This window comes from Pseudomonas sp. AB6, from assembly GCF_034314105.1.
In the GTDB taxonomy this organism is placed as follows: Bacteria; Pseudomonadota; Gammaproteobacteria; order Pseudomonadales; family Pseudomonadaceae; genus Aquipseudomonas.
The window spans coordinates 4712360-4732886 of record NZ_JAVIWJ010000001.1; the positions used below are offsets into that span (position 1 = coordinate 4712360).

General features: G+C 56.7%; 24 protein-coding genes. 8 read left to right on the forward strand and 16 right to left on the reverse strand.

The window, feature by feature from the left end:
* Positions 1–38: 38 nt before the first annotated feature.
* Both RGW60_RS21960 and RGW60_RS21965 read left to right on the forward strand, forming a co-directional pair.
* On the forward strand, positions 39–206 hold the full coding sequence (locus RGW60_RS21960; RefSeq protein WP_322206994.1) for a bacteriocin immunity protein: 168 nt from the start codon (positions 39–41) through the stop codon (positions 204–206).
* Positions 206–469, forward strand: a complete 264-nt coding sequence (locus tag RGW60_RS21965; RefSeq protein ID WP_322206588.1) for a bacteriocin immunity protein — start codon at positions 206–208, stop codon at positions 467–469. The genes RGW60_RS21960 and RGW60_RS21965 overlap by 1 nt, the downstream gene beginning before the upstream one ends.
* Positions 470–655: 186 nt before the next feature.
* Here RGW60_RS21965 and RGW60_RS21970 read toward each other — a convergent pair whose 3' ends face one another.
* Together RGW60_RS21970 and osmE are read right to left on the reverse strand one after the other, a co-directional pair.
* Positions 656–1189, reverse strand: a complete 534-nt coding sequence (locus RGW60_RS21970; RefSeq protein ID WP_322206589.1) for a ferritin-like domain-containing protein — start codon at positions 1187–1189, stop codon at positions 656–658.
* A gap of 200 nt (positions 1190–1389) precedes the next feature.
* On the reverse strand, positions 1390–1725 hold the full coding sequence (osmE, locus tag RGW60_RS21975) for an osmotically-inducible lipoprotein OsmE (RefSeq protein WP_322206590.1): 336 nt from the start codon (positions 1723–1725) through the stop codon (positions 1390–1392).
* A 151-nt stretch (positions 1726–1876) separates the two neighbouring features.
* Between osmE and RGW60_RS21980 the strand changes: the two genes are divergently transcribed.
* Positions 1877–2767: a triacylglycerol lipase gene (locus RGW60_RS21980; protein ID WP_322206591.1), complete on the forward strand. Its 891-nt coding sequence runs from the start codon at positions 1877–1879 to the stop codon at positions 2765–2767.
* On the opposite strand, the gene RGW60_RS21985 is transcribed toward RGW60_RS21980, so the two are convergent.
* Positions 2762–3649 carry a DMT family transporter gene (locus tag RGW60_RS21985; protein ID WP_322206995.1) on the reverse strand — a complete coding sequence of 296 codons (888 nt, stop codon included), beginning with the start codon at positions 3647–3649 and terminating at the stop codon, positions 2762–2764. The genes RGW60_RS21980 and RGW60_RS21985 overlap by 6 nt on opposite strands.
* Before the next feature lie 94 nt (positions 3650–3743).
* Between RGW60_RS21985 and RGW60_RS21990 the strand changes: the two genes are divergently transcribed.
* The 3 genes from RGW60_RS21990 to RGW60_RS22000 all read left to right on the forward strand — a co-directional run bounded on the left by RGW60_RS21990 (position 3744) and on the right by RGW60_RS22000 (position 6032).
* Positions 3744–4529: a helix-turn-helix transcriptional regulator gene (locus RGW60_RS21990; protein ID WP_322206592.1), complete on the forward strand. Its 786-nt coding sequence runs from the start codon at positions 3744–3746 to the stop codon at positions 4527–4529.
* Between the two features lie 94 nt (positions 4530–4623).
* Entirely contained in the window at positions 4624–4923 is a 300-nt protein-coding gene (locus RGW60_RS21995; protein ID WP_322206593.1) for a PsiF family protein, read from the forward strand.
* Positions 4924–5021: 98 nt separating this feature from the next.
* Positions 5022–6032 (forward strand): hypothetical protein, encoded by a 1011-nt coding sequence (locus RGW60_RS22000; RefSeq protein ID WP_322206594.1) that lies wholly within the window; start codon positions 5022–5024, stop codon positions 6030–6032.
* A gap of 159 nt (positions 6033–6191) precedes the next feature.
* Here RGW60_RS22000 and RGW60_RS22005 read toward each other — a convergent pair whose 3' ends face one another.
* Entirely contained in the window at positions 6192–7457 is a 1266-nt protein-coding gene (locus RGW60_RS22005; RefSeq protein ID WP_322206595.1) for an Hsp70 family protein, read from the reverse strand.
* A 169-nt stretch (positions 7458–7626) separates the two neighbouring features.
* On the opposite strand from RGW60_RS22005, the gene cbpA reads away from it, so the two are divergent.
* Both cbpA and RGW60_RS22015 read left to right on the forward strand, forming a co-directional pair.
* Positions 7627–8571: a curved DNA-binding protein gene (gene cbpA, locus RGW60_RS22010; RefSeq protein WP_322206596.1), complete on the forward strand. Its 945-nt coding sequence runs from the start codon at positions 7627–7629 to the stop codon at positions 8569–8571.
* A 2-nt stretch (positions 8572–8573) separates the two neighbouring features.
* A complete protein-coding gene (locus tag RGW60_RS22015) occupies positions 8574–8879 on the forward strand; it encodes a chaperone modulator CbpM (RefSeq protein WP_322206597.1) in 306 nt (101 codons plus the stop codon).
* Between the two features lie 150 nt (positions 8880–9029).
* Here the strand turns inward: RGW60_RS22015 and RGW60_RS22020 are convergent, their stop codons facing one another.
* The 12 genes from RGW60_RS22020 to urtA form a co-directional block, all read right to left on the reverse strand.
* Positions 9030–10154 (reverse strand): HAMP domain-containing sensor histidine kinase, encoded by a 1125-nt coding sequence (locus tag RGW60_RS22020; RefSeq protein WP_322206598.1) that lies wholly within the window; start codon positions 10152–10154, stop codon positions 9030–9032.
* A gap of 163 nt (positions 10155–10317) precedes the next feature.
* Positions 10318–12018 carry an urease subunit alpha gene (gene ureC, locus RGW60_RS22025; protein WP_322206599.1) on the reverse strand — a complete coding sequence of 567 codons (1701 nt, stop codon included), beginning with the start codon at positions 12016–12018 and terminating at the stop codon, positions 10318–10320.
* 97 nt (positions 12019–12115) lie between these two features.
* Positions 12116–12421 carry an urease subunit beta gene (locus RGW60_RS22030; protein ID WP_322206600.1) on the reverse strand — a complete coding sequence of 102 codons (306 nt, stop codon included), beginning with the start codon at positions 12419–12421 and terminating at the stop codon, positions 12116–12118.
* Entirely contained in the window at positions 12418–12954 is a 537-nt protein-coding gene (locus tag RGW60_RS22035; protein ID WP_322206601.1) for a GNAT family N-acetyltransferase, read from the reverse strand. Before RGW60_RS22035 ends, RGW60_RS22030 begins: the two co-directional genes overlap by 4 nt.
* 16 nt (positions 12955–12970) lie before the next feature.
* On the reverse strand, positions 12971–13510 hold the full coding sequence (locus RGW60_RS22040; RefSeq protein WP_322206602.1) for an N-acetyltransferase family protein: 540 nt from the start codon (positions 13508–13510) through the stop codon (positions 12971–12973).
* 21 nt (positions 13511–13531) lie between these two features.
* On the reverse strand, positions 13532–13834 hold the full coding sequence (locus tag RGW60_RS22045) for an urease subunit gamma (protein ID WP_322167456.1): 303 nt from the start codon (positions 13832–13834) through the stop codon (positions 13532–13534).
* A gap of 93 nt (positions 13835–13927) precedes the next feature.
* Positions 13928–14773: an urease accessory protein UreD gene (locus tag RGW60_RS22050; RefSeq protein WP_322206603.1), complete on the reverse strand. Its 846-nt coding sequence runs from the start codon at positions 14771–14773 to the stop codon at positions 13928–13930.
* Positions 14774–14817: 44 nt separating this feature from the next.
* On the reverse strand, positions 14818–15516 hold the full coding sequence (urtE, locus tag RGW60_RS22055) for an urea ABC transporter ATP-binding subunit UrtE (protein ID WP_322206604.1): 699 nt from the start codon (positions 15514–15516) through the stop codon (positions 14818–14820).
* Positions 15517–15612: 96 nt separating this feature from the next.
* Positions 15613–16473 (reverse strand): urea ABC transporter ATP-binding protein UrtD, encoded by an 861-nt coding sequence (gene urtD, locus RGW60_RS22060; RefSeq protein WP_322206605.1) that lies wholly within the window; start codon positions 16471–16473, stop codon positions 15613–15615.
* Complete coding sequence (urtC, locus tag RGW60_RS22065; RefSeq protein ID WP_322206606.1) at positions 16470–17549, reverse strand: urea ABC transporter permease subunit UrtC; 1080 nt, start codon at positions 17547–17549, stop codon at positions 16470–16472. Before urtC ends, urtD begins: the two co-directional genes overlap by 4 nt.
* Positions 17549–19051 carry an urea ABC transporter permease subunit UrtB gene (gene urtB / locus RGW60_RS22070; protein ID WP_322206607.1) on the reverse strand — a complete coding sequence of 501 codons (1503 nt, stop codon included), beginning with the start codon at positions 19049–19051 and terminating at the stop codon, positions 17549–17551. The genes urtC and urtB overlap by 1 nt, the downstream gene beginning before the upstream one ends.
* 133 nt (positions 19052–19184) lie before the next feature.
* On the reverse strand, positions 19185–20450 hold the full coding sequence (gene urtA / locus RGW60_RS22075) for an urea ABC transporter substrate-binding protein (RefSeq protein WP_322206608.1): 1266 nt from the start codon (positions 20448–20450) through the stop codon (positions 19185–19187).
* Between the last annotated feature and the right edge of the window lie 77 nt (positions 20451–20527).

Genomic DNA, 20527 nt, shown 5'->3' on the forward strand with positions numbered 1-20527 from the left:
GATAAAAGCGATTGAGGATGTTGAAACAGAAAGTTGACATGCCGAGTTGTTATTCCATTTCAACAAAATTGCTCCCTCACCCTGCCGGGTCAGACCTTTTGTATTACCCGCAGCCAGGTGCAGATGAGTCGCCGGAAGGTGTCGTTCAAGAGATTCAGACGTGGTGCCTGGCCAATGGCGTACCAGGTCTCAAGTCGGCTTTCTGATGAAAAATAGCCTCTCGGATTACACCGAGTTTCAGTTTATGAAGTTCGTGGAAACAATTTTCGAAGAGAATAATGCGGACAGAAATGACGTTCGTTTAAATGAGTTACTGCGCCAATTTGAACAACTGACCGGGCACCCCGCCGGTATGGATTTGATTTACTACCCGGAGTCTGACGAAGAATGCACACCAGTGGGTATCACTGAGACCGTAAAAAAATGGCGCGAGGAAAACGGTCTGCCCGGATTCAAACCGGCCTTTTAATCTCTTTTCGGAGGTGTGGGTGGAACTCAAGAACGTGCTTTCTGAGTATCCATACGTGGTGCTCAGCTCACGGATTACCAAGTTTTAAATCGTCTTTCTGAGTCGGCCGAAGGCACTATCCCAAACACAAAAAACGCCCAGTTATTTTCTATCAGCGAAAACCAACTGGGCGTCGCTTCAAACGACTTACATATCTTTCAAAAGATCGGCCATGTCATCGGCGTGTTCTTCTTCTTGCGCCAATATAGTTTCGAAGATCCGTCGTGATGTCGGATCTTGATCGCCGATGTATTGGATGATTTCGCGGTAGCTGTCGATGGCGATTCGCTCGGCGACCAAGTCTTCGTAGACCATCTCTTTCAGCGTGCTTCCAGCAACGTATTGCGCGTGGGAGTTTTTCGACAGCAGGTCCGGGTTAAATTCTGGTTCGCCGCCCAGTTGTACGATGCGCTCGGCGAGCAGGTCGGCGTGTTCGTTTTCTTGCCCCGCATGTTCCAGAAACTCTTCGGCGGCCACGTGCGCTTTCAGGCCGGTGGCCATGTAGTAGTGGCGTTTGTAACGCAGGACGCAGACCAGCTCAGTGGCCAACGATGCGTTGAGCAAACGAACCACTTCTTCGCGGTTAGCGCTGTAGCCCTCGGTCACGGCACCGTTTTCCACGTTCTGACGCGCGCGTTGGCGCAGGGTATTTACATCGGTTAATTGCTGCACATCGCTCATCATTCATCTCCAGGGCTGATCCGGTTTCCGTCTCGCTCTATAAGCCGCCCGTCAAGGATCAACGGTCGCTCCGGCATGATCGGTACCTAGTTGTGAGTGATGAGGCGCGAGAAAGTTTTATCGCAGGCCCGACAGAAAAACACAAAAGCCCGAGGCGCGCGGCGTCAGGCTTTTTGTTTGGAGCACCGCAGGCGCGGGTCTTACATGGCGCGTTCGTTTGCCTCGCGCTGGTCGCAGGTCATGAAGCCTTTGCTGTCGACCTTGCCATTGCCGTCGAACGCCACGTAATAGGTTTGTTTGCTGCCTTCGTGGTTAAGCACGTAATTGTTGCAGCTACCGGGATGGGCTTTGCGGTGCTGTCGGGAAGACGGTTCACCGCCAATCGTCAGAACCTGTTGTTCGTTCATGCCTTTTTCAACTTGCTTGACCAACGGCTCGTTGCGATAAGTGACGAAATCCACCGGGTTTTGGGTGGTGGTCGAACAACCCGCCAGAACGGCAAGAACGCTTAAGGTTGCCAAGGTTTGTTTGTACATGGGAAGGCTCCTGATGACTGGGCCATGGTCGGCCCGATGAAGCTTTGAGCGACGGAAGGTAGAGAGAGTTCGATTTAAAGATGGCGTTCAGGCATCAGCCGATATTGTTGGCTAAGGTTGAATCGCCACCCTCATGCAAAAGGACCGTGCCATGACGCAAAAATTTGCTACGCGCTATCCGTTGATCATGGTTCCAGGGTTGCTGGGGTTCGTTCGTTTGGTGCTGTACCCCTACTGGTACGGCATCGTGACGACCTTGCGTCGCGGCGGCGCAAAGGTGTTCCCGGTCTTGGTGTCCTCGATCAACTCCAGCGAGGTGCGCGGCGAACAATTATTGCAGCAGATCGAAAAGATTCTGCTGGAAACAGGGGCGGCCAAGGTCAATTTGATCGGCCACAGCCAGGGCGCCTTGACCATTCGTTACGCCGCCGCTAAGCGCCCGGATCTTGTGGCGTCCGTCACCAGTGTGGCGGGGCCCAATCATGGATCGGAGTTAGCCGACTATCTGGAGCGAAGTTTCCCCGCCGGTACTCCCAGGGGGCGTTTGCTCAACATTGCGCTGCGGCTGTTGGCGTGGTTGATGGCGTTGTTGGAAACCGGCTATCACGGCCCCAGGTTTCCAGTAGACATCGACGCATCGCATCAATCGCTGACCACTACCGGCGTGGCGTTGTTTAACAGCCGCTACCCACAAGGATTACCGCAAACGTGGGGCGGGCAGGGGCCGGAGTTGGTCAATGGCGTGCGTTATTACTCTTGGTCCGGCACGTTGCAACCGGGGCTCACCGACGGTGGGTTCAATCGGATCGACGGGACAAATCGCAGTTGCCGTCTGTTTGCCCGTACTTTTACCCGCGAAGTCGGGCAGTGCGACGGCATGGTCGGGCGCTTCAGCTCGCACTTGGGCACCGTCGTTGGCGACGATTACCCCCTCGACCACTTTGACATCGTCAATCAGTCGTTGGGCCTGGTGGGTAAGGGCGCAGAACCAGTGCGCCTGTTTACCGAACATGCCGAGCGCCTTAAAGCAGCGGGCCTATAACGCTTTTTGTGCCAGGCCCAGCGGTGTAGTCCAGCGTTCCGCCAGCACCACGCCGAACAAGGTTAATGCGCCGCCGATCAAGTGATAGGAGGCCAGATGCTCGCCCAGCACGGCCGAGGCGATCAGCGCCGTCGTGAGTGGCATCAGGTTGAGAAACATGGAGGTGCGACTTGGGCCCAGGCGATGAATAGAATGCATCCACAGCAGCGGAGCGAGCATTGAGGTCGGGATGCACGCGTACAAAATCAGCGGAATATTACTTGGGTTAAGCCCGGCCTTAGGCGACAACATAAACATGGGAAACAAAACCGCCACGGCGACCCAAATCTGCAAATACAACAATTGCAGAGGTGGCAGACGCATCTGCCATTTTTTCAAGAGCGTGCTGTAAACCGCGTAAGCGAACGTGGCGATCAGGATCATTGCGTCGCCCAGGTTCAGGCCCCGTTCCATCAAGGCGGTAAGGCTGCCGGCCGATACCACCACTGTTACTCCACTGAACGACAGCACTGCGCCTACCAAGGCGCCGGTTGTTAGGCGAGTGCCCAGGGTTGTAATTGACAACCCCAGAGCGATCATCGGCATCAACGACAAAATGATGCCCATGTTGGTGGCGGTGGTCATCGACGCGGCGAAGTACGCCAGGCTTTGGTAAACCGCCATGCCCAGCACGCCCAGCACGAAGATTTTTTTCAGGTTGAGTTTGATCAAGTCCCAATTCTTGATAACCGGCCTTAGCAAAAATGGGGTAAACAAAATACCCGCCAGCAACCAGCGGTAAAAGCCGATCTCGGCTGGAAAGATCACCCCCACTGTGAGTTTGTTGACCACATTGTTGGCTGACCAGATAACGATTGTCAGCAATGGAAATAGGTATTGGATGGGAGTCTCCCACGTAAATGAGGCTGAATTATCCGTCTGTCTGTCTCGATGGCTATACTCCGTTTCGGACAATTTTCACCCAGCGGCAGACAGTATGAAACCCAAACTCCTGAGCATTCCCGATTTTTCCGGCCTGCCTTGCCCTGTTTACCTAAGGCACGACGAGTTCGGGGCCGACACCCACAGCGCGCCCCATAGCCATGCTTGGGGGCAGCTCAACTTTGTAAAGCACGGGGTGATGGAAATCGAGATCGCTGGGCAGCGCTTTATGTCGCCGCCGCAATATGCTGTGTGGATTGCGCCGCGGGCTGAGCACAGCTGTTACAACCGCGAGGCCGTTACTTACCGCTCGGTCTATCTTTCCCTCGAACACAGCGCCCACATGCCGGACGAACCCTGCACCTTGGTGATCAGCGACGTTCTCAAGGCGATCCTCAACGACTTTGCTGATCGTGACGTGAAGATCCCCCAAAGCGAAGCCGACCAGCGGCTGGCGCAGGTTATCGTGGATCAGTTGCGTGTAGCGCCGGTGCAAACGCGTTACCTGCCTTATGCGCATAGCCCTGGTTTGGCGTCGGTACTTCAAGCTTTACAGGCTGAGCCGGGCAATAACCGACCCTTGGTCGAGTGGGCCAATCAAGTGCATGTCAGCGAGCGAACGCTGGCGCGGCAATGCGTGCGTGAGTTAGGCATGAGCTTTGGTGACTGGCGCCAGCGCTTGAGATTTCTGAAAGCTATTGAAGCGCTGGAGGGCCGTCGCAGCGTGCAGGAAATCGGTTATGACATGGGCTACAGCAGCGCTTCGGCGTTTATCTCGATGTTTCAGCGCCAGGCCGGTTGCTCGCCTGAACAGTATCGGCGGCAAGCCAAAAAAGCCTGAGAGCAGCCAATTACATCCCGTAACGTATCTCTCAGCCTTGGCTACACTTGAGCGAAGCCACGCTGATCGGCGTGGGTCATCAGGATATAACTCCATGAAAATGCTACGTGTTCCTTTATTGGTGATGGGTTTGTTGATGTGCGCACAAGGATTTGCCGAGACCGCGCAGCAGAGCAAAATGACTACCTGCAATGCCGATCCTCAGGCAAAAACTCTCACCGGCGATGCACGAAAAGCGTTTATGAGTAATTGCCTCAAAGCCGCGCCAGCGGCGGCCGTCAAGCCTGTAACGGCGCAGCAGCAGAAGATGAAAGACTGCAACGCCGACCCCCAGGCAAAAACCTTGAAAGGAGATGCGCGCAAAGCGTTCATGAGCACCTGCCTGAAGAAGTGATCGGTTGATCGTCGGCAGCGCCCTTTTGAGCACTGGTCCTCAACTCGGAACGCTGGCAGACTGCCCACCTTTTCGCGCCGTTCGTTTTTGAGGCTGTCATGCCAACGTTTTCCCCGCGTCATGTGTTGTTGGCCAGTTTGATCATTGTGTGTGTCGGGTTACTGGCGGCTATACCGCTCAAACTTCTGCCGAGTCTGCTGGCTGGGCTGCTGGTTTTTCAGCTGGTCAACATGCTCACCCCGAAGCTGCAATTGCTGATTGCCGGCGAGCGTGCACGTTGGTTAGCCGTGGCGCTGTTGGGTACGTTGGTGGTCAGTGTGCTGACGTTGCTGTTTGCCAGTGCCATCAGCTTTTTCCTGCATGAAGCCGAAAATCCAGGCGCGTCATTGGGTAAATTCATGACGGTAGTTGATCGCGCCCGCGGTCAGTTGCCACCCTTCATCGACAGCTATCTACCTGCTAGCGCTGACGAGTTCCGCATCTCGCTAGGCGCCTGGATGACCAAGCATGTGGGCGATTTGCAGTTGTTGGGCAAAGGCGCTGCGCATACCTTTGTCACGCTGCTGATCGGTATGGTGCTGGGTGCAATCGTCGCGTTGCAGCGAGTGGTTGTCGGACATAAACGCAAGCCCTTGTCGGCCGCGCTGTTCGAACGTCTGGACCTGCTCAACGAAGCGTTTCGCAATATTGTGTTTGCCCAGATCAAGATTGCTCTGCTCAATACTGCATTCACCTCGGTCTTCCTCGCTATCGTGTTGCCGCTGTGCGGGATTCACCTACCGCTCACCAAAACCTTGATCATCCTGACCTTCCTGCTTGGCTTGTTGCCGGTGGTGGGCAATCTGATGTCCAACACGCTGATCTTCATCGTCGGCTTGTCGTTGTCGATTTGGGTTGCCATCGCGGCGTTGGGTTATCTGATTGTCATCCACAAGTTTGAGTATTTTCTTAACGCACGGATCGTTGGCGGCCAAATCAGCGCCAAGTCATGGGAATTGTTGCTGGCGATGCTGATCTTCGAAGCAGCCTTCGGCTTGCCAGGCGTGGTGGCGGGGCCGATTTACTATGCATATTTGAAAAGTGAGTTGCGTCGGGCAGGGTTGGTTTAACACGGCCACACACACGTCACCCTGTGGGACCGAATTCATTCGGGAAGGCGTCATATCAGACGCTGATGAGTTGGATGTGAAATCCATTCCCGAATAAATTCGGTCCCACGGATCTCCAGGCAATCCACATCCAGTCTGTCACTGTGGGACCGAATCAACTTAGCCGTAACGCTTTTTGGCTTCAATCGCCAAGCCGCTGCCGATGCTGCCAAAGATGTTGCCTTCTACATGGCGGGCATGGGGCAGCATCGCCGAGACGCTGTTGCGCAACGCTGGAATCCCGCTTGAACCCCCGGTAAAAAACACCGTGTCCACCAAGTCGACACTTACGCCGGCATCGTTCAGCAACTTCGATACGCTGTTGCGTACGCGGGTCAGCAGCGCCTCAATGGCCGACTCAAACAATGCGCGGCTCAGTTCGACGCTCAAGCCCGGTTGTATGCGGTCCAGCGGTACATGGCGGCTTTCTTCATGGGTCAACTGGATCTTGGTTTCTTCCACTTCCATCGCCAACCAATGTCCGGCGCGCTGCTCGATCAGCTTGAACAGGCGATCAATACCGCCCGTGTCGACGATGTCGTAGCGCATGCTGGCCAAGGCGATTTGCGATTTCTGGGAATACACCGCGTTGATCGTGTGCCAGGTCGCCAGGTTCATGTGGTGGCTGGTCGGCATGTACGCCTGACTTTTCATCCGGCTGCCGTAGCCGAACAGGGGCATTACGCCCTGAAGGCTGAGTTGCTTGTCGAAGTCGGTCCCGCCGATGTGAACACCGCCGGTGGCGAGAATGTCGTCATGCCGATCAGCGACAAAGCGACGCTCCGGCGCCAAGCGCACCAGGGAGAAGTCCGATGTACCGCCGCCTATATCGACGATCAGCACCAGCTCTTCACGTTCGATGGTCGACTCATAGTCGAACGCCGCTGCAATAGGCTCGTACTGAAACGACACTTCCTTGAAGCCAATTTTGTGCGCGACTTCCACCAGAGTGTCTTCGGCTTCCTGATCGGCAGCGGCGTCGTCATCGACAAAGTGCACCGGGCGACCCAGCACCACTTCGTCGAAGGGACGGTCGGCGGTGATTTCTGCACGTTGTTTCAGTTGGCCAATGAACAACCCCAGCAAGTCCTTGAACGGCATGGCTGTGCCCAGCACGCTGGTGTCGTGTTTGATCAGCTTGGAACCGAGCAGGCTTTTCAGCGAGCGCATCAGGCGGCCTTCGTAGCCTTCCAAATACTCGTGCAACGCCAGGCGGCCATACACGGGACGACGCTCTTCCATATTGAAGAACACCACCGACGGCAGGGTGATTTTGCCGTCCTCCAGCGCGATGAGCGATTCCATGCCCGGCCGTAGCCAGCCAACAGTGGAATTGGACGTGCCGAAGTCGATACCGCAGGCACGGGCTGGAGATTCGTTTTTCATGTGCTTCATGTTCCAGTCAAAAAAACGGCCGCGCAGTGTATGTCAGCCCACCACAGATGCGTAGGGTGAAACGTCGTTTAGGTGCAGTTAAATCCGAAAAAGAGCATGCTACGCGCTGAGCATGGGCCTTTTGAGGCTGCGCTGGATAATTGGGGATGGTGACCGTTACATGGACTTCAAAGACTACTACAAGATTCTTGGGGTGGAACCGACTGCGGACGACAAAGCGATCAAGGTCGCGTACCGCAAGTTGGCACGCAAGTATCACCCTGACGTCAGTAAAGAAAAGGGTGCAGAGGAAAAATTCAAAGAAGCTTCCGAGGCTTATGAGGTACTCAAAAGCCCGGAGAAGCGCGCCGAATATGAAGAGCTGCGCAAGTATGGCCAGCAGGGTCGGCCGTTTCAGGGGCCGCCGGGCTGGCAGAACCGTAGCGGTGCGCCCAGTGGCGGCTACGGTGAGGACGCTGGCGATTTCTCGGATTTTTTCAGTTCGATCTTTGGTGGTCGGGCACAGCAAGGTCGCCCGCGTAGCGCGGGTCGTCGTGGACAGGATGTAGAAATGGAATTACCGATCTTTCTCGAAGAGACCCTGTCTAACGAGTCCAAACAAGTCAGTTTCAAGGTGGCCCAACATGGCGCTGATGGTCAGCGAATGGCAGATATCACCAAAACCCTGAACGTGAAAATCCCCGCCGGTGTTGCTGACGGCGAGCGTATTCGCCTCAAAGGACAGGGCGCACCGGGTGTTGGCGGCGGCGAAAATGGCGATTTATACCTGATCATCCGTTTTGCGCCGCACCCGATGTTCGATGTTGAAGGACATGACTTGATCATCACCGTGCCATTGGCACCGTGGGAAGCCGCGCTGGGTACTAAAGTGGCGGTGCCGACCCTCACCGGGAAGATCAATCTGACCATTCGTCCCGACAGCCAGAGCGGCCAACGCCTGCGCGTCAAAGGCAATGGCTTGCTCGACAAGCAAGGTCAGCGCGGCGATTTGTATGCGCAGTTAAAGGTCGTGATGCCGAAAACCACCGACGAGGCCGCCAAAGCACTTTGGCAGAGCCTGGCCGATACCGCCGCATTCGATCCGAGAGCCCAATGGAGTAACTGATCATGAGCAGCACCCTGATCGTAGAGCTGGATATGAAGGAATTCTGTCAGGTGACCGAGATGCCGGCCGCCTTCGTGATCGAAATTGTCGAACACGGCATCCTCGAACCTCAGGGGCAGCGCCCCGATGATTGGTTGTTCGACGCCCATGCCCTGGCCGTCGCCCGACAGGCCATCAAGTTGCAGCATGATCTGGAGCTTGAATGGGACGGCGTGGCCTTGGCGCTTGACCTGTTGAGTCAAGTTGAACGCTTACGGGCTGAAAACTTCATGCTCAAACAAAGGCTGGGGCGGTTTTTGCTGGATTGATTTTTAGTCCAGACATCATGCGATGTGCCGAAATCCTGTGGGAGCAGGCTTGCGTGCGAAGCCGCCAGTGTACTCACCGCTGAACCTGTGCTGTCTGTACTCACGCCTTCGTCGGCAAATCGACGCCCACAGGTTTTGGTTCTACGCGACCTAACTCTTGGGCAATACCACGGTAAACGTCGTCCCGTCATCCCGGTTCGACGTCACCGTAATACAGCCGTTGTGCGCACTGACCACTTCCTTGACGATGAACAACCCCAATCCAAGGCTGGTTGATGGATGTCCCAGCTCTTCGCTGGCGCTGCGTACCAGCGGATCGAAGAGGGTGCCCATCGCGTCCTCTGCAATCGGCTCGCCGAAATTTTGCATCACCAGCGTCACGCTGGTTTCGTCTGCGCTCAATGTCAGCCGGATCTTATGATTGTTAGAACCGTGCTGAAGTGCATTGCCGATCAGATTCTGCAACAGCTGATCGATGCGTCCACGATCCCATTCGCCATGGGTGTCACCACTGACGTCAAACGTAGGGTCGCACTCGGGCTGCCCGGCACAAGCTTCCTCAATGGCCTCGCGGCAGGCACTGGCCAACTCCATGGGTTTACGCTGAATCGGCAGGCTTGCACCCAAGCGACTGCGAACGAACTCGAGCAAATCCTTGACCATCGCTCCCATGTGTCGCGTGCCACCTTTAATGCGCGCTATGTAGGACAGTGCAGCATCGTCCAGGCCAACCTTACGGATCAGCAGCTCGGTGGACATACTGACTGCCTGCAATGGCGCGCGAAGGTCATGGCCCAGGATTGCCAGAAAGATATCCCTTGATCGTCCCACTTGCTCGGCATAGGCGGCAGTCGATTCGGCCAGCGCCTCGTCGATGGCTTCGTTAAAACGAATCATGTCCTGAAAATATGTCAGGTCCGGCGACTTCAAGCTGCTAACCCACAGGCGAATGACGCTGGCACGCAAATGACGAAACTCGGAGGTCATTTGCACCAAATCGAAGCCCACGGTATGCCGCAACTCACCGTGGCTGGCGGCGGCCTGGTCCAGCGTTGGGGATTTTTCCGGCCCTTCACCTCTGGATTTTGCCGTCTGCTCAAGGTTGGTTTGGGTGGTGTTCATGTCTCTGGCAGACGCCAGAAGGATCGCTTTGGCGTGATCACGTAGGGATTCACGGCCCATGTTGTCTGCCGCCGGTTGGATAGTTTTCGCGAATTTTTCCCACTCGTCGACTATTCGGTCCACGTTCAGGACGATGAACTGAGAAAGGCGCATGAAAGGTTACCTGCTGGCAGATACGATGAACGGGGTCGCATAGTAGCTCTTTTGCCGAGTGTGAAAAAATCTGCGTTTAGGAGCCAACCCTTGGCGAGAGGGTCGGTGGGGTGTATCAGACACGGCCCATCTCTGACTCGTTGGCTCCTTGGTCATCCGCCGATCAGAACAAAAAGTAGCGTTGCGCCATCGGTAAAACTTCAGCGGGTTCACACCACAACAATACGCCGTCGGCCTTGACCTGATAGGTCTGCGGGTCCACATCAATAGTGGGCAGGTAATGATTATGGATCAGGTCTGACTTCCGCACATTTCGACATCCCTTAACCACGCTAATGGTTTTTTTCAAACCCAGGGATTCCGGAATACCGGCATCCATTGCGGCCTGGCTGATGAATGTCAGGCTGGTGGCGTGCAGCGAGCCGCCGTAGCTGGCGAACATTGGGCGGTAGTGGACTGGTTGCGGGGTGGGGATGGACGCGTTGGCATCGCCCATCAAGCTGGCGGCGATGGCACCCCCCTTGAGTATCAAGCTCGGCTTTACTCCGAAAAACGCCGGGCGCCACAGCACCAGGTCTGCCCACTTGCCCACTTCAATGGAGCCCACTTCATGGCTAATGCCGTGAGTAATTGCAGGGTTGATGGTGTATTTGGCGATGTAGCGTTTGGCGCGGAAGTTGTCGTTGCCGGGGCCGTCTTCTGGCAATTGGCCGCGCTGCTTCTTCATTTTGTCGGCGGTCTGCCAGGTGCGCATGATCACTTCGCCGACCCGGCCCATAGCCTGACTGTCGGAACTGATCATGGAAAACGCGCCCAGATCGTGCAGGATGTCTTCGGCGGCGATGGTTTCGCGGCGGATACGACTTTCAGCGAAGGCCACGTCTTCGGCAATGCTCGGGTCCAGATGATGGCAAACCATCAACATGTCCAGGTGTTCGTCGATGGTGTTGCGGGTGAACGGTCGCGTGGGGTTGGTTGAGCTGGGAAGCACGTTCGGCAAACCGCAGGCCTTGATGATGTCTGGGGCATGCCCGCCGCCCGCACCTTCGGTGTGGTAGGTGTGAATCGTACGGCCCTTGAACGCGGCTAACGTGGTTTCGACGAAACCGGACTCGTTTAGCGTGTCGGTGTGGATCGCCACCTGCACATCGTATTGATCGGCCACGTTCAGGCAGTTGTCGATGGCGGCGGGGGTGGTGCCCCAATCTTCGTGCAACTTCAAACCAATGGCGCCGGCCTTGACCTGTTCAATCAGCGGTCCCGGCAGGCTGACGTTGCCTTTGCCGGTGAAGCCGATGTTCATGGGGAACGCATCGGCGGATTGAAGCATGCGCGCCAAATGCCAAGGGCCCGGTGTCACGGTGGTGGCGTTAGTGCCAGTGGCTGGACCGGTGCCGCCGCCGATCATGGTGGTAACGCCGCTCATCAGCGCTTCTTCGATTTGCTGCGGGCAGATGAAGTGGATGTGGGTGTCGACGCCGCCAGCGGTCAGGATCATGCCTTCCCCCGCAATGACTTCGGTGGCCGCGCCGATGGCGATGGTCACACCGGGCTGGATGTCTGGATTTCCGGCCTTGCCGATGGCGGCGATGCGGCCATTCTTCAGGCCGACATCGGCCTTGACGATACCCCAGTGATCGATGATCAACGCGTTGGTGATCAGCGTGTCGACTACCTCTGCGGCCATCATTTGGCCTTGGCCCATGCCGTCACGAATAACCTTGCCGCCGCCGAACTTCACTTCTTCGCCATAGACGGTGAAGTCTTGCTCGACCTCAATCCATAGCTCGGTGTCGGCCAACCGCACGCGGTCGCCGACGGTAGGACCGAACATGTCGGCGTAGGCGTGTCGGCTGATCTTCATTTCTCGTTCCTCGAATAGCGGGCAGAGCGGCGAGCTGTAAGCTACGAGCCGCAGGTAAAATCAAATTCAAAATCAGGCTGCTTTTGAATCTCACCACTCATAGAGCCCCCATCACCCGCCCAGCAAACCCAAATACCCGGCGATGCCCGGCCAAATCAACCAACTCCACGTCCCGCGATTGACCTGGCTCGAAGCGCACGGCGGTCCCCGCGGGAATGTTCAGGCGCATGCCGCGACTGGCGGTGCGGTCGAAGGTCAGTGCGTCGTTGGTTTCGAAAAAATGAAAATGCGAGCCGACCTGGATCGGCCGGTCACCGCTGTTGGCAACGTTCAGACGGAGCGTGCGGCGTCCGACATTGAGCTCGATGTCGCCAGGCTGGATCTGATATTCACCAGGGATCATTCGGTTTTCCTCAACAGAGTTTTGAAATAGATAGCAGTCGGCTTGTACTCCCCGTCTGGGTTGCAGGCGTAGTCAGGTAGTTTTCCGATGTTGATGTAGCCTGCTGAGCGGTAGAAGGTCTCGGCAGGTGACCCTGCCTCGGTGTCCAGGTACAGCAATCCACGTTTATGCTGTTGCGCGGCCTGTTCCAGCGCGCTGATCAGTTGCCCGCCCAAGCCCCGCCGCTGCGCCGGTTTGAGTACCAAGAGCTTTTGCACCTCGGCACGGTTCGAGCCGTTGGGCTTTTGGCACAAAGACAACTGCACGCTGGCCAGAACCTGTTCCTCCTGAACCACCACCCACAATAGTCGCTCGCCTTTTTCCAGCTCTGCCCGCACGCCATCGAAATAAACCGCCGCTTCTGTAGCGCTTAGGCTGGCCAAGAAGCCCACGGATGCGCCTTGCTTCACGGCGTCCAGCAACAGATCAACTAGACCTTGGCGATAGTGGGGGAAACTTTCGGCGTTAACACGACGTAACTGGGCGGCGTTCATGGAGTGGATCTCCTTTTTATAAGGGCGTTGAACGAGGCGCTGAAGGCGCAGCGCCGGGTGTCAGGTTCAGTTGCATGAAGGTCAGGTCCAGCCAGCGACCGAACTTGGTGCCGACTTGGGCCATTTGACCGGTGATCGAAAAACCGAGGCGTTCATGCAGGGCCACGGATGCAGCGTTACCACTTTCTATGGCCGCAACCATGATGTGCTTATCGCAGCGCCGGGCGCGTTCGATCAGTGCGTGCATCAGTTGCGGCCCCAAGCCACTGCCTCGCTGATCGGCGCGCACATACACCGAATGTTCGACGGTGTGGCGAAAACCATCGAATGGGCGCCAGTCGCCAAATGAAGCGTAGCCGAGCACTTCATTTTGAGCGTCGACGATCACTAGAATCGGATACCCCTGAACCCGCCGAGCGTCAAACCAGGCTTTACGGTTAGCCAGGTCGATGGCTTGTTCATTCCAAATGGCCGTGGTGTTGAGCACAGCGTCGTTGTAGATATCAAGAATGCCTAAAAGATCGGCTTCCAGTGCGTCACGAATGGGGTATGTCATTGAAAAACTCGCATCTTGAATTCAGGCAATCGGTTGATGGACGGTGACCAGTTTGGTCCCGTCTGGAAATGTGGCTTCAACCTGAATATCCGGGATCATTTCCGGGATACCTTCCATCACCTGCTCACGGGTCAGCAAGGTGGTTCCCAAGTGCATCAGTTCGGCAACCGTCCGGCCATCGCGGGCGCCTTCCAATAACGCGGCTGCAATGTAAGCCATGGCTTCTGGGTAGTTCAGCTTCACGCCTCGGGCCAAGCGCCGTTCGGCCACCAGCCCGGCAGTGAATATCAGCAGCTTGTCTTTTTCGCGGGGGGTCAGGTCCATGTTCGGTTCCGTGTCATATCAATTGAGAGGCGCGATTCCCCTGTGCAGGCTGTGTGGGAGCGAATTCATTCGCGAATATCGCGACGCAGTGCATCAGGTACTCCATATTCTCGGTGCAACCGCTGCACGCCCCAGCAACTCGGGGCGCAACAGCTTCCATAGTTCTATCAGCCAGGCGCGGGCGTGCAGGGCTTCGTCGGCCAGGCAGCGGGCGACCAACAGGCCGGGTAGTTGGGTCAGGTCGCCGCGAACCGGCAGGTTATCCGCCAGATTCCGGCAGGCTTCCAGCAACTCGCTGCTGGCTTCGCCCGTCACTAACAATGTGGCCAAGACCGATTTGCCATCTAAACCAATGGGTGAGTCCAACAGGCCATCGTTACCCTTGATCCTCTGACGTTCATGCCACAACAAACGTCCGTCGCGGCGGATCTCGACCCGTGATTGAAAATACCCCAGATCAAAACGCTCGCCACTGGCTGGGCGACCCAAGGCAACCACGTCCCAATACAACGCGCGGGCATCGCCTTGTAGCTCAATGTGTGTGGAGAGTTCTGCCTGGGCGGCGCTGAAGACGATGGTTTCTTGCGGCAGCCATTCCAGCGTGGCGCCCGTTTCGACGCTCAGTTCCAGTTGCTGAAATGCCGGGCCGGCTGCGCTATACCATTTGGCCGCGCCGGGGCTGGTTAATTGCGCCCAGGCATCGGCGCCGACATGCACCGAAATATCGAGCCGATCACCGCCCGCGATCCCGCCCGGCGGATGCACGATGATGTGCTGACACACCTCAGGGCCTTCGGCATACAGATGCTTTTGCACCCGCAGCGGGCCTTGATGGCGGCGCAAGGTCGGGCGCGTGCTTTCACCAAAACGGCCATAGCCCAACTCCAGCTCGGCATGCCAACTGGGGGTAAACAGCGCGGTGTGGGCAGGAAGGTTCATGGTCGTGTCATGTTAGAGAAGTCGCACCTTAGCGGATTAGCGCATCAAATTGTAACCAGACCACGCACCCCTTGCGCTTCCATGTCTTCGCCACGGCCTTGCTGAACGATCTCGCCACGGGACATCACCAGGTAATGATCGGCCAGCTCAGCGGCAAAATCATAAAACTGCTCGACCAACAGAATGGCCATGTCCCCTTGTGCCGCGAGCTTCTTGATCACCGCGCCGATTTCCTTGATCACCGAGGGTTGGATGCCTTCAGTGGGTTCATCGAGAATCAGCAGGCGAGGGCGGCTCGCCAGCGCGCGTCCGATGGCCAATTGTTGTTGCTGACCGCCAGACAAATCGCCGCCGCGTCGCTGCTTCATTTGCAGCAACACCGGGAACAGCTCGTAGATAAACGCCGGGACTTCTTTCGCTTCACAGCCAGGGAAGCGCGACAGGCCCATCAACAGGTTTTCTTCCACCGTCAGGCGGCCGAAGATTTCACGGCCTTGTGGCACGTAGGCAATCCCGGCCTGCACACGCTGGTGCGGCTTGAACCCGGTAATGGTTTGGCCTTCCCACTGCACCGCGCCTTCTTTGGACGGCAGCAGGCCCATCAAAACTTTGAGCAACGTGGTTTTACCCACGCCGTTACGCCCGAGCAGGCACGTCACTTCGCCGATGTTCACCTCAAAGGACAAACCGCGAAGAATGTGACTGCCGCCGTAATACTGATGGAGCTTGTCGACTTGGAGCATGTTCGTTCCTCACTGGCTCAAGAGCGGCAAGCTGTTAGCTGCAAGCCGCAAGTGAGATCAAAATCGGGCCGCATTCTCTTGCAGCTTGAATCTGCGTTACCTTCCCAGATAAACCTCAATAACCCGTTCATCGGCCTGCACATCTTCCAGCGAGCCTTCGGCCAATACGCTGCCTTGGTGCAAAACGGTGACGTGGTCGGCGATGGAACCAACGAAGCCCATGTCGTGTTCCACCACCATCAACGAGTGCTTGCCCGCCAGGCTTTTGAACAGCTCGGCGGTGAATTCGGTTTCGGCGTCGGTCATGCCCGCCACGGGTTCGTCGAGCAGTAGCAGTTGCGGGTCTTGAACCAGCAACATGCCGATTTCCAGAAACTGTTTTTGCCCGTGGGACAACAACCCCGCAGGCCGGTGCATCGAGCCGGTCAAACGAATGGTTTCCAGCACCTGATGAATGCTGTCTTGCTGCTCGCCAGTCAACCGTGCGCGCAGGCTGGCCCAGACGGACTTGTCAGTTTTCTGCGCCAGTTCAAGGTTCTCGAACACGCTCAAGGCTTCGAACACGGTGGGCTTCTGAAACTTGCGACCAATACCGGCTTGGGCGATATGTACTTCGCTCATTATCGTCAGGTCCAGGGTTTCACCGAACCAGGCTTTGCCGTGGCTGGGCCGCGTCTTGCCGGTGATCACGTCCATCAGCGTGGTTTTACCCGCGCCGTTAGGGCCGATGATGCAGCGCAATTCGCCCACGCCGATGTACAGGTTCAGGTTGTTCAGGGCTTTGAAGCCATCAAAACTGACGCTGATGTCTTCCAGGGTAAGAATGGTGCCGTGCCGGGTGTTTAGACCCTCGCCGGTCATTTGCCCGAAGCCAATGGCATCGCGGCTGGTGCCGGCGTCTGAATTGGGGGCCAGGATCGGTTCGAGCATGAAGACTGGGGTCGGAGTGGTTTTCATTGCTCCCCCTTTTTTTTCAACAGGCCAATCACGCCTTTAGGCAGGTACAAGGTCACGATGATGAACAGCGCGCCGAGGAAAAACAGCCAATATTCCGGGAATGCCACGGTGAACCAGCTCTTCATGCCGTTGACCACTCCAGCGCCCAGTAACGGGCCAATTAAGGTGCCCCGTCCGCCGAGCGCTACCCATACCGCCGCTTCGATGGAGTTGGTCGGCGACATTTCGCTGGGGTTGATGATGCCGACTTGCGGTACATACAACGCTCCAGCCAAACCACACATGACGGCGCTCAATACCCAGACAAACAGCTTGAAACCGCGAGGATCGTAGCCACAGAACATCAAGCGGTTTTCCGCGTCACGCAACGCAGTCAATACCCGACCGAACTTGCTCAGCGCCAGGCGCCAACCGATAAACAAACACCCGAGCAGTAACACCACGGTTAGCAGAAACAGTGTCGCCCGAGTGCCCTGCGACGTAATGCTGAAACCAAGAATGCTGCGAAAATTAGTGAAGCCGTTGTTGCCCCCGAAACCGGTTTCGTTGCGAAAGAACAGCAGCATTGCGGCGAAGGTCAGGGCTTGCGTCATGATCGAAAAGTACACACCCTTGATCCGTGAACGGAAGGCAAAGAACCCGAAGAACAACGCCAGCAATCCCGGCGCCAATACCACCAGGCACATCGCCCAGAGAAAGTGATTGGTTCCGGTCCAGTACCACGGCAGCTCGGTCCACGACAGGAAAGTCATGAATGCAGGCAACTGATCGCCCGAGGTTTCACGCATCAGGTACATGCCCATGGCATAACCGCCGAGGGCGAAGAACAAACCGTGGCCCAGCGACAGCAATCCGGCGTAACCCCAGACAAGGTCTAGTGCCAACGCAACGATGGCGTAACAGAGGATTTTGCCGACCAGCGTCAAGGTGTAGGCCGACACTTGCAGACTGTTTTCTGGCGGCAGCAACGACAGCAGCGCCAGTGCGATTAACAGCATCACAATCACGGCACCGATCGCCAGGGTGATTTTTGCGCCGGCTTTGCCTGCAGCGGTGACTAAAAGAGGCTGGTTCATCAGTCAATTACCCGCCCTTTGAGTGCGAAGAGCCCTTGCGGACGTTTTTGGATAAACAGAATGATCAGCGCTAGAATCAGGATTTTGCCGAGCACGGCGCCGATCTGGGGTTCGAGGATCTTGTTCGCAATGCCGAGGCCGAAAGCCGCCATCACGCTGCCCGCCAATTGCCCGACGCCGCCGAGTACCACCACCAGGAACGAATCAATGATGTAGCTCTGGCCCAGGTCCGGGCCGACGTTGCCGATTTGGCTCAGCGCAACTCCGCCCAATCCTGCGATGCCTGAGCCCAACCCGAAGGCCATCATGTCGATTCGACCGGTGGGCACGCCGCAGCAGGCGGCCATGTTGCGATTCTGAGTCACCGCCCGCACGTTAAGGCCCAGGCGAGTCTTGTTCAGCAGTAGCCAGGTCAGCACCACCACGAACAAGGCGAAGGCGATGATCACGATGCGGTTGTACGGCAGCACCAGATTCGGCAGCACTTGAATGCCGCCAGACAGCCATTCAGGGTTGGCGACTTCGACGTTCTGCGCCCCGAACACCAGGCGCACCAGTTGGATCAGCATTAGGCTGATACCCCAGGTGGCGAGCAGGGTTTCCAGCGGGCGGCCATACAAATGGCGAATCACCGTGCGTTCCAGCAGCATGCCGATCAACGCCGTGACAAAAAACGCCACCGGCAGAGCGAGCAATGGATAAAGCTCAATGGCACCGGGGGCGTAGCGCTGAAACATCAACTGCACGACGTAGGTGCAATAGGCGCCCAGCATCAGCATTTCGCCGTGGGCCATGTTGATCACGCCCAGCAAGCCAAAGGTGATCGCCAAGCCCAACGCTGCCAGTAATAAAATTGATCCCAAAGACAGACCGCTGAAAGCCTCGCCGAGGACTTCGCCTACCAGCAGCTTGCGTTTGACCTGCGCCAGGCTGGTTTCGGCGGCAGTGCGCACACCAGCGTCGGTCTCAACCGCAGGTTCGAGCAGGCTTTCCAGGCGCGTCTTGGCCAGCGGGTCACCGGTTTCACCGAGTAGGCGAACGGCGGCAAGTCTCACGGTGGGGTTGGTGTCCACCAACTGTAAATTGGCCAGGGCCAAGGTCAACGCGGTGCGCACCTCGGCATTGGTTTCGGCGGTGAGTTGATGGTTGAGGAAATCGAGTTGCGCCGGTTTGGCGTTTTTTTGTAGCTGTTGCGCAGCGCCCAGACGCAGTTTGGCGTCGGCAGCCAGCAGTTGATGACTGGCCAACGCGGTATCAATCAAACCCCGCAGGCGGTTGTTCAGGTGCAGCACTTGGGGTTGGCCGTTGATCGTTAGCTGGCCTTGCTCCAAGGCATTGATCAGCTCGACGCGTGCGGGGTCAGGTTGGGCAGCCCAGGCTTCCAGCAGTTTGGCTTGTTGCACCGGGCTTGCCGCAACGAAGTCAGTGGCATCGCTGGCGTGGGCTGTAAACGGCAGCAGCACGGCCAAGGCGAAGATGAAGCGGTACAGGGCATTTGGCATATCTTTGGCCTTGCGTGGACTGAAGGTCCATTCGCAGGCAAGCCTGCTCCCGCCGTTACATTGCATATCCTGCGGGAGAGGCCTGCCTGCGAAGGCAATGGATCAGGCACACACACAGCCTGATCGGTACGACTTAGTTGCTCTTCACCGCATAGTCCGGCTTCTTGTCGTTGCCAGGAATGTACGGGCTCCACGGCTGAGCGCGGATCGGCTCTTTGGTCTGCCATACAACGCTGAACTGACCGTCGGCCTGGATTTCGCCGATCATTACTGGCTTGTGCAGGTGATGATTGGTTTTATCCATGGTCAGCACAAAGCCTGATGGTGCATTAAAGGTTTGACCGGCCATGGCTTCGCGAACTTTGTCGACATTTGTAGACTTGGCTTTTTCAGCAGCCTGGGCCCACATATGGATGCCGACGTAGGTGGCTTCCATTGGGTCGTTGGTGACGGCTTTGTCAGCGCCCGGCAAGTTGTGCTTCTTGGCATAGGCTTTCCAGTCCGCGACGAACTGGGTGTTGACCGGGTTCTGTACCGACTCGAAGTAGTTCCAGGCAGCGAGGTTACCGACCAATGGCTTGGTGTCGATACCGCGCAGTTCTTCTTCGCCGACCGAGAAGGCTATAACCGGTACGTCGGTGGCTTTCAGGCCCTGATTGGCGAGTTCTTTGTAGAACGGCACGTTGGAGTCGCCGTTGACGGTGGAGATAACAGCGGTCTTGCCACCGGCAGAGAATTTTTTGATATTCGAGACGATGGTCTGGTAATCGCTGTGACCGAACGGGGTGTAAACCTCTTGGATGTCCTTGTCAGCAACCCCTTTGGATTTGAGGAACGAACGCAGGATTTTGTTAGTGGTGCGCGGGTAAACGTAGTCAGTGCCCAACAAGAAGAATCGCTTGGCGCTGCCGCCTTCTTCACTCATCAAGTACTCAACCGCAGGAATGGCCTGCTGATTAGGCGCAGCGCCGGTGTAGAAAACATTCGGCGACATCTCTTCGCCCTCGTACTGCACAGGGTAAAACAGCAAGCCGTTGAGCTCTTCAAACACGGGCAATACTGATTTACGCGACACCGAGGTCCAGCAACCGAACACCACGGCTACTTTGTCTTGGGTTAGCAGCTGTCGGCTTTTTTCAGCAAACAGCGGCCAGTTAGAGGCTGGGTCGACGACCACAGCTTCGAGCAGCTTGCCGTTCACGCCGCCTTTAGCATTGATTTCGTCGATGGTCATCAATGCCATATCTTTGAGGGACGTTTCAGAGATCGCCATGGTTCCGGACAACGAATGCAGAATGCCGACCTTGATGGTCTCTGCGGCCTGGAGTGTCCAACTCATGCCCAGTGCAGCAACAGAGGCAGACAGCGTGAACGCTTTGATCAGACTGCGACGCTTCATTTGGCGATCTCCATTCTTGGATTTTTCAGAGGGCAGGTTCGATGGGTGGAACCGAGTGTCTGAAAGATCTTTAGCAA

Bases quoted from the DNA above. Each gene is read 5' to 3' on its own strand.
- RGW60_RS21960 (WP_322206994.1), top strand. From the start codon at position 39: ATGCCGAGTTGTTATTCCATTTCAACAAAATTGCTCCCTCACCCTGCC.
- RGW60_RS21965 (WP_322206588.1), top strand. From the start codon at position 206: ATGAAAAATAGCCTCTCGGATTACACCGAGTTTCAGTTTATGAAGTTC.
- RGW60_RS21970 (WP_322206589.1), bottom strand. From the start codon at position 1,189: ATGAGCGATGTGCAGCAATTAACCGATGTAAATACCCTGCGCCAACGC.
- osmE (WP_322206590.1), bottom strand. From the start codon at position 1,725: ATGTACAAACAAACCTTGGCAACCTTAAGCGTTCTTGCCGTTCTGGCG.
- RGW60_RS21980 (WP_322206591.1), top strand. From the start codon at position 1,877: ATGACGCAAAAATTTGCTACGCGCTATCCGTTGATCATGGTTCCAGGG.
- RGW60_RS21990 (WP_322206592.1), top strand. From the start codon at position 3,744: ATGAAACCCAAACTCCTGAGCATTCCCGATTTTTCCGGCCTGCCTTGC.
- RGW60_RS21995 (WP_322206593.1), top strand. From the start codon at position 4,624: ATGAAAATGCTACGTGTTCCTTTATTGGTGATGGGTTTGTTGATGTGC.
- RGW60_RS22000 (WP_322206594.1), top strand. From the start codon at position 5,022: ATGCCAACGTTTTCCCCGCGTCATGTGTTGTTGGCCAGTTTGATCATT.
- RGW60_RS22005 (WP_322206595.1), bottom strand. From the start codon at position 7,457: ATGAAAAACGAATCTCCAGCCCGTGCCTGCGGTATCGACTTCGGCACG.
- cbpA (WP_322206596.1), top strand. From the start codon at position 7,627: ATGGACTTCAAAGACTACTACAAGATTCTTGGGGTGGAACCGACTGCG.
- RGW60_RS22015 (WP_322206597.1), top strand. From the start codon at position 8,574: ATGAGCAGCACCCTGATCGTAGAGCTGGATATGAAGGAATTCTGTCAG.
- RGW60_RS22020 (WP_322206598.1), bottom strand. From the start codon at position 10,154: ATGCGCCTTTCTCAGTTCATCGTCCTGAACGTGGACCGAATAGTCGAC.
- ureC (WP_322206599.1), bottom strand. From the start codon at position 12,018: ATGAAGATCAGCCGACACGCCTACGCCGACATGTTCGGTCCTACCGTC.
- RGW60_RS22030 (WP_322206600.1), bottom strand. From the start codon at position 12,421: ATGATCCCTGGTGAATATCAGATCCAGCCTGGCGACATCGAGCTCAAT.
- RGW60_RS22035 (WP_322206601.1), bottom strand. From the start codon at position 12,954: ATGAACGCCGCCCAGTTACGTCGTGTTAACGCCGAAAGTTTCCCCCAC.
- RGW60_RS22040 (WP_322206602.1), bottom strand. From the start codon at position 13,510: ATGACATACCCCATTCGTGACGCACTGGAAGCCGATCTTTTAGGCATT.
- RGW60_RS22045 (WP_322167456.1), bottom strand. From the start codon at position 13,834: ATGGACCTGACCCCCCGCGAAAAAGACAAGCTGCTGATATTCACTGCC.
- RGW60_RS22050 (WP_322206603.1), bottom strand. From the start codon at position 14,773: ATGAACCTTCCTGCCCACACCGCGCTGTTTACCCCCAGTTGGCATGCC.
- urtE (WP_322206604.1), bottom strand. From the start codon at position 15,516: ATGCTCCAAGTCGACAAGCTCCATCAGTATTACGGCGGCAGTCACATT.
- urtD (WP_322206605.1), bottom strand. From the start codon at position 16,473: ATGAAAACCACTCCGACCCCAGTCTTCATGCTCGAACCGATCCTGGCC.
- urtC (WP_322206606.1), bottom strand. From the start codon at position 17,549: ATGAACCAGCCTCTTTTAGTCACCGCTGCAGGCAAAGCCGGCGCAAAA.
- urtB (WP_322206607.1), bottom strand. From the start codon at position 19,051: ATGCCAAATGCCCTGTACCGCTTCATCTTCGCCTTGGCCGTGCTGCTG.
- urtA (WP_322206608.1), bottom strand. From the start codon at position 20,450: ATGAAGCGTCGCAGTCTGATCAAAGCGTTCACGCTGTCTGCCTCTGTT.